The 16,686-nt window shown below is 46.0% G+C and carries 11 protein-coding genes; 5 read left to right on the top strand and 6 right to left on the bottom strand.

Going from position 1 to position 16,686, the window contains the following annotated elements; all coding sequences use genetic code 11:
* Positions 1-185 precede the first annotated feature (185 nt).
* Positions 186-2,093: a 1-deoxy-D-xylulose-5-phosphate synthase gene (dxs, locus tag QUB06_RS09710; protein WP_333435113.1), complete on the top strand. Its 1,908-nt coding sequence runs from the start codon at positions 186-188 to the stop codon at positions 2,091-2,093.
* Between the two features lie 68 nt (positions 2,094-2,161).
* On the opposite strand, the gene QUB06_RS09705 is transcribed toward dxs, so the two are convergent.
* Positions 2,162-2,923, bottom strand: a complete 762-nt coding sequence (locus QUB06_RS09705; RefSeq protein WP_333435112.1) for a calcium-binding protein — start codon at positions 2,921-2,923, stop codon at positions 2,162-2,164.
* Between the two features lie 68 nt (positions 2,924-2,991).
* On the opposite strand from QUB06_RS09705, the gene QUB06_RS09700 reads away from it, so the two are divergent.
* The 3 genes from QUB06_RS09700 to QUB06_RS09690 are packed head-to-tail and all read left to right on the top strand — an operon-like array spanning position 2,992 to position 4,902.
* A complete protein-coding gene (locus tag QUB06_RS09700; RefSeq protein WP_333435111.1) occupies positions 2,992-3,309 on the top strand; it encodes a hypothetical protein in 318 nt (105 codons plus the stop codon).
* Positions 3,306-3,674 carry an aspartyl protease gene (locus QUB06_RS09695; protein WP_333435110.1) on the top strand — a complete coding sequence of 123 codons (369 nt, stop codon included), beginning with the start codon at positions 3,306-3,308 and terminating at the stop codon, positions 3,672-3,674. Before QUB06_RS09700 ends, QUB06_RS09695 begins: the two co-directional genes overlap by 4 nt.
* Before the next feature lie 7 nt (positions 3,675-3,681).
* Positions 3,682-4,902 (top strand): NAD(P)/FAD-dependent oxidoreductase, encoded by a 1,221-nt coding sequence (locus QUB06_RS09690; protein ID WP_333435109.1) that lies wholly within the window; start codon positions 3,682-3,684, stop codon positions 4,900-4,902.
* 130 nt (positions 4,903-5,032) lie between these two features.
* Here QUB06_RS09690 and QUB06_RS09685 read toward each other — a convergent pair whose 3' ends face one another.
* The 5 genes from QUB06_RS09685 to QUB06_RS09665 form a co-directional block, all read right to left on the bottom strand.
* Entirely contained in the window at positions 5,033-7,459 is a 2,427-nt protein-coding gene (locus QUB06_RS09685) for a sulfotransferase (protein ID WP_333435108.1), read from the bottom strand.
* Between the two features lie 154 nt (positions 7,460-7,613).
* The gene (locus QUB06_RS09680; protein ID WP_333435107.1) at positions 7,614-9,686 is read right to left on the bottom strand and encodes a Wzt carbohydrate-binding domain-containing protein; all 2,073 of its coding nucleotides are present in this window, start codon (positions 9,684-9,686) and stop codon (positions 7,614-7,616) included.
* Positions 9,687-10,478 carry an ABC transporter permease gene (locus tag QUB06_RS09675; RefSeq protein WP_333435106.1) on the bottom strand — a complete coding sequence of 264 codons (792 nt, stop codon included), beginning with the start codon at positions 10,476-10,478 and terminating at the stop codon, positions 9,687-9,689.
* 260 nt (positions 10,479-10,738) lie between these two features.
* Entirely contained in the window at positions 10,739-12,139 is a 1,401-nt protein-coding gene (locus tag QUB06_RS09670; protein ID WP_333435105.1) for a glycosyltransferase, read from the bottom strand.
* A 34-nt stretch (positions 12,140-12,173) separates the two neighbouring features.
* On the bottom strand, positions 12,174-13,370 hold the full coding sequence (locus tag QUB06_RS09665) for a glycosyltransferase (protein WP_333435104.1): 1,197 nt from the start codon (positions 13,368-13,370) through the stop codon (positions 12,174-12,176).
* A gap of 1,535 nt (positions 13,371-14,905) precedes the next feature.
* On the opposite strand from QUB06_RS09665, the gene QUB06_RS09660 reads away from it, so the two are divergent.
* Positions 14,906-16,543 (top strand): MBL fold metallo-hydrolase, encoded by a 1,638-nt coding sequence (locus tag QUB06_RS09660; protein WP_333435162.1) that lies wholly within the window; start codon positions 14,906-14,908, stop codon positions 16,541-16,543.
* The last annotated feature ends 143 nt before the right edge of the window (positions 16,544-16,686 follow it).

Genomic DNA, 16,686 nt, shown 5'->3' with positions numbered 1-16,686 from the left:
ATCGATTGACGGCGCACAATTTATTAACTATAATTACCAGGCCAAAACTAACAAAAATCTTACGCCTAACAGTTTTTCTCAAATAACCGTTAAACTATTCTAACGTTTGCGCGTACCCAACCTCGCAGGCACAACCTATATCTGTTAAGGATTCGTCCTGATTCACAGGAGCAAGATTTTAAAATATGCATCTCAGCGAACTGACTCACCCAAACCAATTACACGGCCTCTCGATTCATCAACTCGAACAAATTGCCCGACAAATTCGAGAAAAGCATTTAGAAACTGTAGCCGCTAGCGGCGGCCACCTCGGCCCAGGATTGGGTGTAGTCGAACTGACCTTAGCACTCTACCAAACACTCGACCTCGATCGCGACAAAGTTACCTGGGATGTCGGCCACCAAGCTTACCCTCACAAATTAATCACCGGCCGCTACAACCAATTCCACACCCTGCGCCAAAAAGACGGCGTTGCAGGCTATCTCAAGCGCTGCGAGAGCAAATTCGACCACTTCGGCGCAGGCCACGCTTCCACAAGCATTTCCGCAGCGTTAGGAATGGCGATGGCGCGCGACCTCAAGGGGGAAAACTTTAAAACTGTAGCAGTCATCGGCGACGGCGCATTGACTGGCGGCATGGCACTTGAAGCGATCAACCACGCGGGCCATATGCCGAAAACCAATTTGTTAGTTGTGCTCAACGACAACGAGATGTCAATCTCGCCCAACGTCGGCGCAATTACCCGCTATTTGAACAAGATGCGATTGTCGCCACCGGTGCAATTTCTCAAAGATAACTTAGAGGAACAATTCAAACATATTCCCTTTGTGGGCGAAACTTTTACTCCAGAAATGGAACGCCTCAAAGAAGGGATGAAACGCTTGGCTGTCTCGAAAGTTGGAGCAGTAATTGAAGAATTAGGCTTTACTTACATGGGCCCGGTAGATGGACACAATTTGGAAGAGTTAATTGCCACTTTTAAACAAGCTCATACCATTCAAGGGCCGGTGTTGGTTCATGTGGTGACGGTGAAAGGCAAAGGATATGCGATCGCCGAAAAAGATCAAGTAGGATATCACGCCCAAAATCCCTTTAACTTAGCCACAGGCAAAGGCATTCCTTCCACAAAACCCAAGCCTCCAGCTTACTCGAAAGTCTTTGCCCACGCCCTCGTCAAGCTAGCAGAAGATAATCCCAAAATTGTCGGCATTACCGCTGCAATGGCAACCGGAACCGGTCTGGATAAACTTCATGAAAAACTGCCAAAACAGTACATTGATGTCGGGATTGCCGAACAGCACGCCGTGACTTTATCCGCTGGTTTAGCCTGCGAAGGAATGCGCCCGGTTGTGGCAATTTACTCGACATTTGTGCAGCGAGGCTATGACCAAATAATTCACGATGTTTGCATCCAAAATTTGCCAGTTTTCTTCTGTTTGGATCGCGCCGGCATTGTCGGTGCTGACGGTCCAACTCACCAAGGAATGTACGACATTGCTTTCTTGCGGTGCCTGCCAAATATGGTAGTTATGGCACCAAAGGATGAGGCAGAATTGCAGCGGATGGTAGTCACGGGAATCAACCACACAAGCGGCCCGATAACGATGCGTTACCCGCGCGGTAATGGTTACGGCGTGCCTTTGATGGAGGAAGGTTGGGAAGAATTGCCGATCGGCAAAGCCGAAATTCTCCGCAACGGCGACGATGTGCTGATACTGGGTTACGGTTCAATGGTTTATCCGGCAATGCAAACTGCCGAGATGCTGAGCGAACACGGTATTGAAGCAACTGTGATCAATGCGCGTTTTGTCAAGCCTTTGGACACCGAATTAATCTTGCCTTTAGCACAGCGAATCGGCAAAGTTGTCACAATGGAAGAAGGCTGTTTGATGGGTGGCTTCGGTTCAGCAGTTGCTGAATCTTTGCTCGACAATAATGTTCTCGTGCCACTGATGCGGCTGGGCGTACCGGATACATTGGTAGATCATGCAACCCCAGAGCAATCATTTGCAAGTTTAGGATTAACTCCGTCGCAAATGTGCGATCGTATCTTAGCAACATTCAGCCGCAAACAGTCTCCTGTTAGCGTGTAAATAGCTAGAATTGTAGGGTGCGCCTAGCGCACCTTACTCTTCGAGACTAATCCTAAGAAATACCCGATTTATGACAGTGTAATAAAACGACCCCGCAAGTCCGATGGTGTCACATTCAGAACTCTACCTAAAATTTGACCGTTTGAAGCAATTTGAATAGTAGTGGCGTCATAACTACCATTGCTATCGCGATCTAAATCGGCTAAAGAAATTTTGCCTTCTTGAGGAAATCTCCCCGAAACCAAGCGAATATTTGGCAGTGGTACTGAATAAGTGGTGAGTATGAGGTTTGCCTCAGTTATACCATTAGTAAGACCAATTCGATCCAGAGACTTTTCAAAGTCTAGAATAATATCCCACGCCTGTACGCTACTGTTAGGGTTGCGCTTTGGATCTCCTAAAACAATATCCGTTCTTAGGACGAACACATCACTACCAGTTCCCCCTTTATATAGAGTGTAACCCAGGTCGCCACTCAGAGTATCGTTACCTGCACCTCCATCTAAGAAATCATCACCTCGACCGCCATTCAAAATGTCGTCTCCGTCACCACCTGCGATATAATCATCACCAAGACCGCCAATGAGAGAATCTCGACCAACTTCGCCGTATAAATCGTCTTCGTCTCTACCCCCTTGCAAGTTGTCATTGCCATCACCACCGAATAAAATATCTTTACCAGCATTTCCGTTGATGATTTCACTCTCAAACGAGCCTCTGATTGTATCATTTCCTTCTAAGGCAAGAACACCTCCAGGGAACTGAACCATCAAACCAGGAAGGACTGTATAATTATCAGGATTAGGAGTCAAGTTAAAAGTGTTTGCCATAATTGATTTCAGGAATATTCAATTGAACCAATAAATATATTACCATCTAACACAACGGAGAAAAAACAATGACTAACGTGAAACCAAATCGTACCGTGCGGCGGGGAAGACTCTTCCCAGAAATTCAGTGGTCAGAAGAAAAAAAAGCCCAGTGGCGAGCCGAAAGAGTGGCATTTTATCAGCGTTGCAAACCAATTTTCGATCGCCTCAAACCAGAATTGATTAAAACCCACTACAACTGGTACATGGCCGTTGAACCCGACAGTGGAGAATATTTTATCGACCAGGATGATATGCAAGTTGCAAACATAGCCCATGAGAAATACCCGAAAGCTAAATTGCACGTTTTTCGGCTCAATGAAACCGGAGTTTGTGGCACAATATGATTCAAGGAAGATTTGGTGATGAGGACGAGCTATTTTTTGAACTTGAACTGATTGCTGATAACGGCTTAGAATTACCTGTTGATGCTCTGCTTGATACAGGTTTTTCGGGCTGGTTAGCAATGGACAGTCAGGATGTAGACGGACTTGATTGGACATATGTGAAACAAGAAAAAATGCGAACAGCTAAGGGAGAATTCGATTTTGAAATTTATGTAGGAAAAGTGCGTATTGAGTACCTAGAATTTGACATTCCCGTTCATGTGGGTGACGGAGTACCGGAAATTTTAATAGGCCGCCAGTGGCTGACAACTCGGCGGTTAATAGTTGATATGTCTGCGGGTGTTTTGACATTGGAAGCGAGTTAAAAGCAAAATGAATTTAAAAAGTTTTGACATAGTAATAGTAGGAGCAGGCCCTGCAGGCGGACACTGCGCGAGAATCCTAGCCAAATCTGGCCACAAAGTCTTGCTAGCAGAGCAAAACGACAATTTTAATAAAAACGAGTTTTCCAGCGCCGCCACGCCTTTAGAAACCCTCTCTCAATTCGATTTACCCGAATCCGTTATCGGCAGTTTTTGGCACAAACTTACTATTGAAACTAGCAAAGTCAGTCAAACTTGGGAGTCTCCCCAAAACTTGGGAGTTGTTCTCAACTTTGCTAAATTTAGAGCATTTTTGGCCAGCGAAGTTGAGCGATTTGGCGGTGAAGTTTGGCTTGGTTATCGCTACACCGGACATTCACAAAGCAAGGGCGAAACCACAGTCGAATTTAAACAGTTATCCGACGGTCAAATTATCAAAGTTAGCACGAAAATATTGGTTGATGCTACTGGCTTTGCTAGGGCGATTATGTACGAAAAAGAGAATGATAAGCCAGATTTTTTGTCGGGAACCGGAATCGAATATTTAATTGAGGTTGAACCTGAAGTTTACAATAAATACAGGGGTGATTTAATCTTCTTTTTGGGCGATAAATGGATGCCAAAGGGTTATTCCTGGATATTCCCAATGGAACAAAACAGGCTGAAAGTTGGCGCGGGTCGCATTTTTTTAGATGCGAAAACGGTGAGGCATTTGTCACCCCTGAAAAAATATATTGATTTACTGATTGATGAATATCTGAAGTCTAAAAATTATAAAATTATTGACAAACACGGTTCGACGCTGAAGTACAGTCGCGGCTTGAAGGATATTTATTGCAAGGATAATATAATTGCGATCGGCGATACTGTCTCGACAGTGAATTTTTTGGGTGGCGAAGGGATTAGACACGGGATGGATGGTGCCCAAATCGCGGGGAAATATATTCAAAGGTATTTGGAGGGGAAAATCTCAGATTTTCGGGATTATGAGACGGAAATGCACCGCAAGTTTGATCGGAAATGGAATATTTCGGAAAGGTTGGCGGTGAGAAAGTATATCGATGATGTTAATGATGAACTAACCGATAAAATGATTTCTTATTTAAAGTATATGAAAACTGAAGAGGTGATGGATATTTTATTTTATTATAAATTTGAGAGAATTTCCAGAGGGTTAGGCGGTTATTTGCAGCGGAAAATCAAGGGATTGATTAAGCGATTTCACTTGTAAGGTGCGTGTGTTGAGAGATTGTTAGTTGAGGGAAAAATCTCGCTGGCGGACTCACCCTACTGACTTAAAAGTAAGGTGCGTCTGTTGAAAAATTGTTAGTACAGGGAAAAATCTCGCTGGCTGACTCACCCTACAAACCTAATTGCCATAAAAAATTTTCTGCTGTAACTTTAATGCGCGGCAGCGACAGTAAAGCATCGTCAAAACGGCTAAAATTTGACCTATATGATACACCAAAAATATACCCACTCGCTCCCATTAAATGCGCTACAATTGGATCGACATCGCCGTAAGGATAGGCAAAACATTTAACCGATTTCTCTAATCCCCGTTCCAAGATAGCACGGGATTTCGCCCCCTCCCGCACAATTTCTGTCGGCGACAATGCAGTCAGAGGTTGATGAGTAGCAGACATAGAACCGAATTCAATCCCTGCATCCCGCAGTTGCCGAATTTCCGGCCATCCCATTAACTGCACTTCTTCAAATTCGGCTTTTTCCCAACTATTTGTCTTTCCTATCGACTCCGCTACAAGAAAAACAGTTGCTGTAAAATCAAAGCGTTTTAGCAGAGGCCAAGCATATTGGAAAAAGTCGAGATAGCCACCGTCAAAAGTCATCAATACAGCTTTACCGGGTAAAGGAGTTTTATCCCGTTTCGCACTTTGCCAATTTTCCCAACTCGCACTATAATAACCGCGATCTTTGAGATACTGCAACTGTTGTTCCAAAACCTGCGGAGTAACTGCGTCTAAACCGTCAGGAGAAATGCGGCGGTAGGAGAGAATCGGCAGCCTTTGTGTAACGCCATGATTGTCCAAAACTTGAGGTTTCACGGAGTGAGAAACTTCCCGATAAGAAGATTTTGAGCCAATGATTTCCGGTGCGTAAAATACTTGCTTGGGAAACTCGTTTTCTTGGGGAATTTGCATTGTCGGTTCCCCCGCGATTGCCGCGGCTGACTCGATTTCCGGCAGCGCCGCCGCCGGGAGTGCGGCGCGACGGCTGACACTCGTCCCGATCGCACCCGATCGCCTGCCGAAGAGCACCGCATTTGGCGGGTAAATGCCCCCAGCACCCGCTGCATTCAAACTGTCGGGCAAATTAGACCTTTGTTGAGCACAAGAGGCTAAGCGCGATCGTAGCCACTGCTTGCCGTTGAGTGGTTTTCCCAGCAAAGCTTCTCGCACGGCGGCGACGCACAACTCAAAACCCATATTTCGAGTAATTGTCGATCGCAATTTTTGAGCAGAAACAAAATTATTTTCCACCGCAACAGTGACAATCCCGACAGCAACGCCGCCTATTTTCACCAGCACGTCTATTTCAGAACGCTCAACTTTTATATTAGCAAATTCCTCGCTAATTTCTAATACCATCAAATCTTTTTCGAGCGTAATTGTGGGGACTTCCTCGGCTATTTCTGGCTTGTAGAAATCCTCCAAATTCCAATGCGGACGCCCCCATAACTCTTGCAAAAATAGCGTCCAGTCCTGTTTAGGATGCAATGGTTTCAGCACAGTTTCCCACAATTTATTGCCTTTTTCGCAGCGATTGCGTTGAAAGAAGCGATCGAGAATGTGCCAAGCAAACTGGGCGGCAACCGCATCCGCCAAAACCGAAGCCGCAACCATGCCATCGCAAATCGGCAATTCAATAATACCGAGTTTAATTCCTTCTAGTTTGATCGTACAGCACAGGCGATCGTATATTTGCGGAAGATCGCAAATATCGGAAATTGGTTCGCTCACTTCCACCATTACTTTCCAGGAAATGTCACCCTTGACGCCCTTAGTCTTATCTAAAATATAGCTGATTTCATGGCTCTTAAAAATTTTATGATATTTGTGAACATTATTACTTTTAACCTCTCTCTCAATCCCTTGATGCCAAGGCAGATTTAAACTTAAATTTACTGCTTTTTCTTTATAACATTCCAGCATCCTTTGATCATATTTAACCCCCATAAAATCACAAATTTCTTCTAACTTTTTAACTTTATTATCTACAATATCTTCATATTTCACTAATATATGATTATAAGTTTTAGCATATTTGTGACTAATTAACATCGCCTCTTTCCAGCGAGTGATACAGTGGTTTAAATCCCAACCAGGCCCCCATAAATCATGAGAATTTCTAGTAGCCTCATGCAGAGAAGCTATGGTATCCATACTGTTTCGCAAAATATGTATAAATTTAGCATCCGGCAACAACCGCTGTATATCCTCAATAAAATATATGTGTTCCGGCGTTTTTTCCAACCAAATACTTTTGTTTTGTTCCGCCGCCAAACCATCCAAAATTTCGACAAACCACCTAACTTTAGTGCCTAGAGTTTGACTATTATCAAAACCTTGCAAAAGTTCAGGGCGATTAATCTCATCCTTAAAAAAAGCTTCCATCCTAGCAGGAAACTTTCGCACAAATTTTTTGTACAGTAAATAGTGAAAAAACTTAGATTCAGGAAAAGAAATAACTTCAGGATGAGCGGCTAATAAACTTTGAAGCATGGTTGTGCCGCTTCTCGGAGAGCCTACTAAAAATATCCGTTGCATTTTTCTACCTGATAAATGGTTTGTGAATGAGATTTTTTTGAGGGAAACACAGAGAGCGCTAAGCCCACACAGGAAGAGAAGAAAGAGATTTAATTGATGTATGATTATAACTCATTTGTCAACCTCTATTTTTTAGCTGGACTCAAATATTTGCTTAACTCCACGTAAATTTTTCTTTTAACAAATCCGAAAGTTCCTGATTGTAAGGTGTGAAATAATTAGTCAATTCTTGTTCGAGTTCAGGCGGCATTTTGCTGTATTGATCTACATGATTGATTTCATATTCTTTAATCGCACTCTCACTAATATTATCTAAGAATTTCAATACTTCCGAAAAGACTTGGCTGGGATTTTCGTCAAAATCTTCGCTTTTGAGAATTAGCAACTGTTCCCTAGGAAAATAATCAAGCCAATTTTTGATTTGTTCTACATAAATTCCCCGCGACAGATAGGAATAATGCTGGTGATTAAAACTGTAATAATTTTCATCGGCTTTCATTTTTTCAATCTCACCTTTGAGCCTATCTGGTTCAGAAGCGATCGCCTTTTCAAAATCCAACTTTTCGCAGCCACTCGCCACTTCTAAATGATAGTGCATCCATGCTCGTTTTACCGGGTTTCGCAGCATCACAATCAGCTTAACATCCGGGAAACACTTGTAAACCCGCTCGGCCACCAAAGGATGATAAATATAATAAGTAGTCATCTCCCACAGCAACACCTTTTCACCAGTTACACTGCGAGCCAACTGTTTGTTGTACCAATCAACACCACGCTCATAATTCAAATCAAAAAAGTGAATTTCGCGGGAAGCTTCTTTAATTTGCAAGTGATTTGCGAGATACCCGTAAAGAGATTCCGTCCCACAGTTTTGAGCGCCAATAATTAAAAAATCAGGTTTTTGCTTAAGTCCCAACTGATTTGAAACATTGACGTAGCCGGGATTATTTTTATTCAAATCGTAAGTTGCAGTGGCTGGTTCCGGTAAATCCAGAAGCGGCATTTTGCCCTCAAATTCCCAGCGGTACGGCGGACAAAGAATCGTTTTTTGGTTTACAGTCGATCGCACGTACAGCGGATAAACCTGCCACTGATAATCGTAGGCGTAAGCCAAAGTTTCCTCGTAAACCCCAGCATTCACGTAATACTGACCGTTTCCTAAATCCAGCCTATCTATTTGCAGCCGGATTTTGCCTTTCCCTTTCACCAGCGGCAGCAGTCTGCCCATTTGATTAGTATTAGTCTCAAAACAACTTTGACCATCATCCCTGCTGATTGTCACGGCAAAAATAGCAGCAGAAATTTCCTGCGCCACCGAATAATGAATTTCAATGCTAATAGCATCACCACTATCTATTTCCGTATTTGGCGACACTTTGACATCGGTAATTTCTACTTCCATAGTACCGAAGCGATTCTGATTACCTCGCAGTGGCGAACCGCTACTTGTAGCTTCAGCAGCACGCAGGGGAGTGCGATTTTCTGTGGACGATCGCATTTCTGACAAATACTGACCGACTACCACTTCCGGTTCCCCGTAAGCCACGATTTCACCGGATTTCAGCCACAAAGCCCGATCGCACATTTTCTGAATTTGCGACGCAGTGTGAGAAATCAAAACAATCGCACATCCTTGATTCTTAAACTCAGTTATCTTATTCAAACATTTAGTTTGAAAAGCCACATCACCAACCGACAAATGTTCATCAACTAAAAGCACTTCGGGATCGGTATGCACCGCCACCGAAAAAGCCAGCCGCATTTTCATCCCCGTACTGTAAGTCCGCGTCGGGCTGTCAATAAACTGTTTTAACTCTGCAAATTCCACAATATCGTCAAACCGGCGCGCCACTTCCCGGCGAGTCAAACCGGCCACCACCGCCCCCACAAACACGTTTTCTCTGCCCGTTAGATCCGTGTGAAAACTCGCACCCAAATCCAACAAGCCGCCAATTCTGCCGTTAACTTTAAGAGAGCCTTCCTCAGCCAGGCAAATACCGCCGATAAGTTGCAGCAGCGTTGATTTTCCCGCGCCATTCTTGCCAAGAATTCCCAGCATTTCGCCAGGAGAAACAGTAAAATTTATATTCCGCAGCGCCCAAAAACTCGCCTCCGGCTTCAGCTTCCACCAACCGGACAAAGCGGCTTCCATAATCGTATGAGGTTTCGCGGTAGAGTAGCGGTTAAAACGCTTACCCAAACCTTTGACAATAATTGCTTCACGCATTTACACTTCCTCCACAAAATGAGCGCTTTGCCGTCTAAAAATTCCCAGTCCGATGGGTAAAAGAGCCGCCACAGCCAAGCTCAAAATTAACAGAGCAGACCAATCCGGCTGCATACCTTTAAGAAGTATGGCGCGGTAAGCTTCAATCAGGGGCACCATTGGATTTAAGTAATAAAAAATCTTAAATTTTTCGGGGACGCTGCTGATGTCGTAGAAAATCGGAGTCAGGTAAAACAGCATCTGCAAAACTACTCCCAAAGTGTGCTGAGTGTCGCGGAAAGTGACATTCAAAGCGGCAAGGGGATAAGCAAAACTAACTGTCAAAACAAACTGAATAATCATCAGCACTGGCAACAACAAGAGCACTGCATTCAGAGGAGCGCCATCAATTGCCAGAAAGATAAGTAACACCGGCAATGCTAAGAAAAAGTGAATGAGCCCCGTCGTCGTCGTGACTACCGGCAAAATTGCCGACGGGAAATTTGGCTGCCTGATTAGTGGCTTATGATTGGTAATTAATGCCGTTGATTTAAATAATACCGTTTGAGACCAATTCCAGATTAACAAGCCGCTGAAAGCAAAGGAAGAAAATTTTGGAATATTAAGGGGTACGACAGAGCGAAACAAAAAGGAAAATACAGCCAACTGTAACAGCGGACTGATTAAAGTCCAAGCAATCCCCAAGGTCGATCGCTTGTAAAGTAATTTCATCTCGCGATCGACCAACACCCGCAGCAAATCGAACCAATGAGCCATTTTGCGCCGATCGAGGAGCGTTCCAGCATTTCTCACCGCACACCTCCGGCAGCTATCTGAGGTTCTGGCCCGGAGCCCTCCCAGGGCTGAATCTTAACCAAATTCTGGGTCGGCACTCGGGTCAGCTTGTCAGCAATTGGTTCTAAAAAATCAGCTTCAATCAATTTTATTGCCATAATTACCATTGTTAATTTTTGTTTTTTTAACTTCACTTCCTATTTATTTATTTATACTTACTTCAATGCTTCATTATACCTCTATTTTTTGTTGCTTATTTGACCTAATTATGTCAGTTATTAGGAAGGATTTTTCAGTGGTTTTTTGTCTACTACTGTAAATAACAGTAGATGTTGAAGTAGGGTGTTGTCAACTAAGCTAGGCTCATTCTGAGCAGCACTTTTGGGCATACCTTTAACCGCCATCGCCCGAGCCAGGGGTTCGGCAAAGTCAAGCGCCAGAATCGATCGCAAGTGAGCGCCCCGCAGTGGCTCTACACCGAATTTGGGAGTGACGTGACCGACTGCCAGTTCACCGTAACGGAGGTAAATGCCATCGGGTTTTTGCTCGTCAATGATTCTTTCTGCTGCTTCCCAACCTTCGTGCAAATCGATTTCAATTTCATGTCTTCCCAAGTCAACATGAGCAGGCTCACCTTGCATAAAACTAGAAAGAGCCGATCGGGTTTTTAACTGATCCATCACTCCCCGCAAGTACGAGTAAGCCAGTAGTCTCGTCCGCAGCCACCGCCAACTACCTCGCATCCCCATGTATTGAAGCCAGTCAAGGGATTTTCTCAGTCCGACAACCAGCACATCTAAGGCTGCCGGCCAGAAAAATACGATCGCGACCAAAATTTTATTTACCAGCGAATCAGGAGTTTCGTAGTCTTTTATGTGCAGCGTCTGTCTCATTTCTGGATGCCGCTGACCGATCAAAACATCCGAACGCCCTTCCGCGCGAGCTCGGCCAAAAGAGCGATCGAGGTTGTTAGTTTCGTGTTCGTAGTGATACCCGACTGCATCCGGTGCCACCGCAAAAGGTACATTTGCTTTGAGCAAGCGCAAGGCGAACTCGTAATCTTCATAGGCAGTACCCGGGCCGAAGGCAGAATCGAAGCCTCCGGTACCAGCAAACAGTTTTGTATCAATAGAAAGGTTCCCACAGAGCAAATCTTGATAAGTGTACCGGTGAGTCGGCTTGCTCATCTGGTAAAACTTTTCCTCCCACCAAGTCCGCACTTCTACGTCAAAAAAATTAGTCCTGGATTGCAACTTTGGCGGATAAGGACCGATCGCGGCGCAGCCCGGACGTTCTCGATGAACGCGCCCGTGGTTTTCGACTAAACACGGCATTGCTTCGATGTCATCGTCCAGAAACAACAGCAGTTGTCCAGTAGCCTCCGCTGCTCCAATATTGCGAGACATACCCACACTCCGGCAGTTGGCCTCAATTATGTGCATTTTAAAAGGAGCTTTGTAGTCTTGTAACATTGCTAAAGTATCGTCAATGCAGCTATCTACGACGACCCTGACTTCGATGAGGTCCATCGGATAAGTCTGTGATTGCAGAGCATCTAAAGCCCGTCGCAGCGAAGAACTTCGGTTGTGAGTTATAAGAATGATGCTAAATGTTACATTTTCCATATTTACATTCGGAATTGGGAATTGGGAATTGGGCGGAGCGAAGGGTTCGGGCATTGGGCATTCTTAACTTATAACCAATAACTAACAACTAATAACTAATAATTTCTTCCTTAATTTTTTGCAACCACTTGCGAGACACAAAATAAGCCTTCGGGCCGCTAATGCAGCCCCGCAGTTGAGCTAAAAGCAAATCACTAGGGATAGAATCCGGTTGCCTTCGCAAAGAAGCAATTAGTTCAGGAATTTGTATCTTCCACAGCCATGACAAGGCTAACATAGGTACGCTGAATTCTCTGTTGACCACAAATAGTTGCGTCCAGAAAGCATAGAGTCCCATTGCGTAGCCTTGGAGCGTGTTTCGCAGTTCTTCCCATGTGCGCCGGTGGCGGTGCCAACTCAAGGCCCTCGGTTCGTAAACGATGCGGTAGCCGGCGCACAAAATGCGGGCAAACAGTTCGCAGTCTTCCCCGTTGGCAGTGGGCGTTCCCGGTCCCAAAGCCTCGTCAAACAAGCCGATAAAGTTGATCGAACTTTTCCGCAAAGCCATACTCGCCGAAACCCCCACTGGCGAGACAACCAGCGGGTTGCAGTGCACCCCGTCAAAAATTAGGCGCTCGAAGCCCCGCCCGTGGGGGGTGTAGCGCTCGAACCATTCTTGCGCTTCGCTTTCCAGTTGCAAGGGCATCAGCAGCCCCGTGACGCACATAACTCGGGGATCGCTGAAATTTCGCAAGAGCGATCGCAGCCAGTTCGGATCGGGGGCTGCATCGTCATCTGTAAACGCTACGAATTCGTGTTTAGCTTCGCGTAAAGCTCGGTTGCGGGCAGCGCTGGATCCCGGTAGGTCTTCGCGCACATAGCGCACTTTTGGGTAATTTTTGACCAGTTCCTTGCTAGCGTCGGTAGCCGGACAATTGTCAATTACTAAGTATTCCTGGCCGTCGTCGGGCAGCCGCATAAACGCTTCCAGACAGCGCCGCAAATCTTCCGGTCGATCGCGCGTGCAAACTGCTACTGTGGCGATCGGCATTGCCTCCACCGGCCCCCGCTCATCCCATTCTAGAGAATCGTAGAGCCAGTTTTTCCACAAATTGTCACCAGCAGCATTCATCAGTGTTTCCCGTAATTCGTCACCCCCCATGCGACCTCCGACTACGGGCAAAAGAGCTTGGCCGATCGGTTTTCCCCCCAGCCGAATTAAAACCAAGGCTTTGCTGTAACGCTCCTCAACCCTAATTTCTGGCGGGAGTTTGGATATTTCGAGGTCAAGAATAGCTGTTGCCATTTTAGATTTTAGATTTTAGATTTTAGATTTTAGATTGCCAAAAAATCCTAGATACTCCGTATATTACCGGATGTATTTTAGCAGAAATTGTTTTATGGGATAGCAACTTCTCAATGCCATACTTGCCGATCGCCGATCGCGAATCAAAAATAAAGCCTCATTTTTGTTATTGCTTTTATTTATTTTAACTTTCAATGACCGGCTGATGTCAAGTTTTTTCCCAACAGAATTTTTACCGCCGAAAACGAGAGATCGTCGAGGCTGCTGTCAATTGCAGGTGTTATTGGCTGCCGGCGCGCTACCAAGTCTCGCCATTAATGCCACATCTAAAAACCTGCTTTTTTGATAAAACCGCGTTGGTGCGATCGCTCCTCATTTCAGCTTTAATGGCGATCGGGTACTATTCAATGGCAACATAGGAAACAATTAAACACTCGCGCCCTTCAAACTTTCGCCGTTTAACCGCCCACGGATTAGCTGAAAAAAACTCCAAAACTCAACCCTAAATAAGACCCAGGAATGATAAAAAAACAGGAGATAACAGGCTGGTTGGAAACAGATCGAGCTGAGATTACTTCTGGCAAGCTAGTGGTATTTTTATAAAATGAATATCATCTATTGTCGGGGGATTGATGTGGCTATGTTTGGGGGCAAACAAAAGAACGCATCGTTTTGTCCCCTAGTCAATGAGCGGAGTTAAAAAACCTATTATGGGGCAGCCAGTCGATTTTCGATTTTCGATTTACTCCACAGATGAATCTGGGAGCTTGAACAAGAGTCTAAAACTTTGGGCTGCGGGCGATTCCTGTCGGAAACTTAGTATCCGTTTTTGGGCGGGGTCAAAAAGCTATTTAAACTCTCTCCTCAACAGCCACAAGGTTTGCTTAGAAGAATGTATCAAACTTTTACAAAAAAACCGAGCAAACTCATAAAGTCTCTCTCTGCCCTGACAAAAGCAGTTAGCTAGCACGATGCGGGTTCTCCGTTTTTCAGATTGGACTCTACACGGCCCTCAAAACCCTAAAAATGAAGAATTGTAAAGTTTTATCAAGATATTGGGACATCTGAATTAAAATCTTCTCATAAAAAAGACTAGCTTTTAGCAGGCGCAAATTGTGGAAAAAAGTTTAAAACTCAGAATATGAGATTGAGTTCGCTACTCTTACATGGTGCAATAAAATGTAACTTTTGATGCCAGAACCAGTAGCATGAACTTTGTCGAAGGCCGAATGCCCATCAGGCAAATGCCTTCGGAAAATCGCCTTCTTGGCGCTGCATCAAATCTTAAGTGCAATTACTTTCCTTGCACGAGAGCCGGAGCCTTCGAGCAAACATTTAGCTCCAGGGCTTACGCACCAGAACTTGGATAAACCGGGTTTTTTTACCGGGAGCGAGGGCGGCAACAAAGTGTTTTCGTTCATCAAACCCGGTTTCAGCGTCCGAGACTCAACTCGATCGAATGAATGCAGTCGCAACCGATGTTTAAAAGTGGCGATACTGCAAGTTGCGTGCAAAGCAGGGAGCTAACCGCAGTGATGGATCTCGATTGTTTACCTTACGGCGCAGGCCACGCCCAAGAAGGGGTCTGTCTCCTAGTCCGAATGGGGCCGCACCGCATTTTACTCGACTGCGGTGTAGACGATATTGCACCGCTATCAGCGACCTTAAATCGATCGCTGCCAGCCGATTTTGTGGTGTGTACCCACGCCCACTCCGATCATGCCAGAGGTTTGCTAGCACTCCATCAATCTTTCCCCCACTTGCCAATTTACGCCAGCGAAGTGACAGCGCGACTGCTACCGCTCAACTGGCCAGAACTGGCTCAACAGCCAGAGTCCCGGTTCTGTCAGGGACTGCCCTGGCAGTCGCCGCTCGAAGTGCGCCCAGGACTGAGCGTGCAGTTGTTCCCGTCGGGCCATTTGCCCGGAGCGGCGACTGTGCTGCTGACTTATGCCGCCCCGCACCGCACCTACACAGTGGTTTACACCGGCGACTTTTTCCTGTCCAATTCTCGTTTGGTGGAAGGTTTGCCCCTGGGAGAACTCAGGGGCATGAAGCCGGATGTGTTAATTTTGGAAGGCAGTTACGGCACGGCCCGCCACCCTCACCGCCGACAACTAGAAAATCAGTTAGCCGATCGCATCCACCGCGCCATCGCCGACGGTTACTCGGTACTGCTGCCCGCGCCGGCCCTTGGTTTGGGCCAAGAAATGCTGATGCTGCTCCGCAGTCACCACTACTTTACTGGCCGCGACTTGGATATTTGGGTGGACGGCACTGTCGCCGACGGGTGCGACGCTTATCTGGAACTGTTACCCCAATTTCCCACCGCCGTCCAAAATTTTGCTCTGCACCAACCTTTGTTTTGGGACGAAAGGGTGAAGCCCCGCGTCCGCCGGCTCTCTGCCGAACAGCGCCCCGGATTGGGAGCCACGCCCTGTATTGTAATTACAGACAAGTTAGCTGATTTGGCTTTGTATGTTGCCGATGGCACAAATCCTTGGATTTTGCTCGCCCCTCAAAAACCAGGATATCCCGTCACCGACTGGCTGGGCAACAGGCCCCTATTTGGAGTCACAAGTGTCGAAACTTATCTGCTAGCCGAACACTGCGACGGGCCGGGGACTACCCAACTCATCCACAATTTGCGTCCCCAGCACGTAATTTTACTCCACGGTTCCCCTGCATATTTGGCTGACTTGGCTAACTTGGACGAGCTGCGAAACCGCTACCAGTTGCACACTCCGGCGGCCGGCACATTGGTCGAATTGCCGATCGGGGAAATGTTTTTGCAGCCCGCTATCCCAGAAACTAACTATGAGGGAGAACTCACCGAATTGGGGACAGAGGTAGCAATTAGCTTGCCGAGTCCGATTACAGCCGATCCTCGGTGGGCCAATTTTGCCGATACCGGTTTGGTAGAAGCGCGCTGGCAAGGCGAAGAACTGGTACTGCGGGGCATCTCCCAGCGGGAACTCCTTTTTCAAGGCAGCGCCGTTCAGGCCAACCTCGAATGCTGCGGCAATTGCCAGCACTACCGCAGTCAGCGCTGTTGGAACCAGTCCAGTGCTTTGTTTGGCTTTAAAGTTACCCCCGACGGTTTCTGTCCGGTGTTTAAAGCGATACCGGAGTCCGAACTTTTCCTAGAAGATGGGGAAACAGACGGGGAATAAGCTGTCGGGAACCTCGAAACCAGCCCGCAGGCAAAGACAACAAAAAAACAGTCCTGGACGCACCCAGACAAAAAACCCCGTTTCAGCAGGGGTAAGCTGTCGCGTATTGAATTTTTAAACTACTGTGTACTTACGCTGTTGTG

It is taken from the genome of Microcoleus sp. D2_18a_D3, assembly GCF_036702455.1.
In the GTDB taxonomy this organism is placed as follows: domain Bacteria; phylum Cyanobacteriota; class Cyanobacteriia; order Cyanobacteriales; family Microcoleaceae; genus Microcoleus.
The sequence above is the reverse complement of the archived record's forward strand: the minus strand, read 5'-3'. Positions and strand labels throughout refer to the sequence as shown.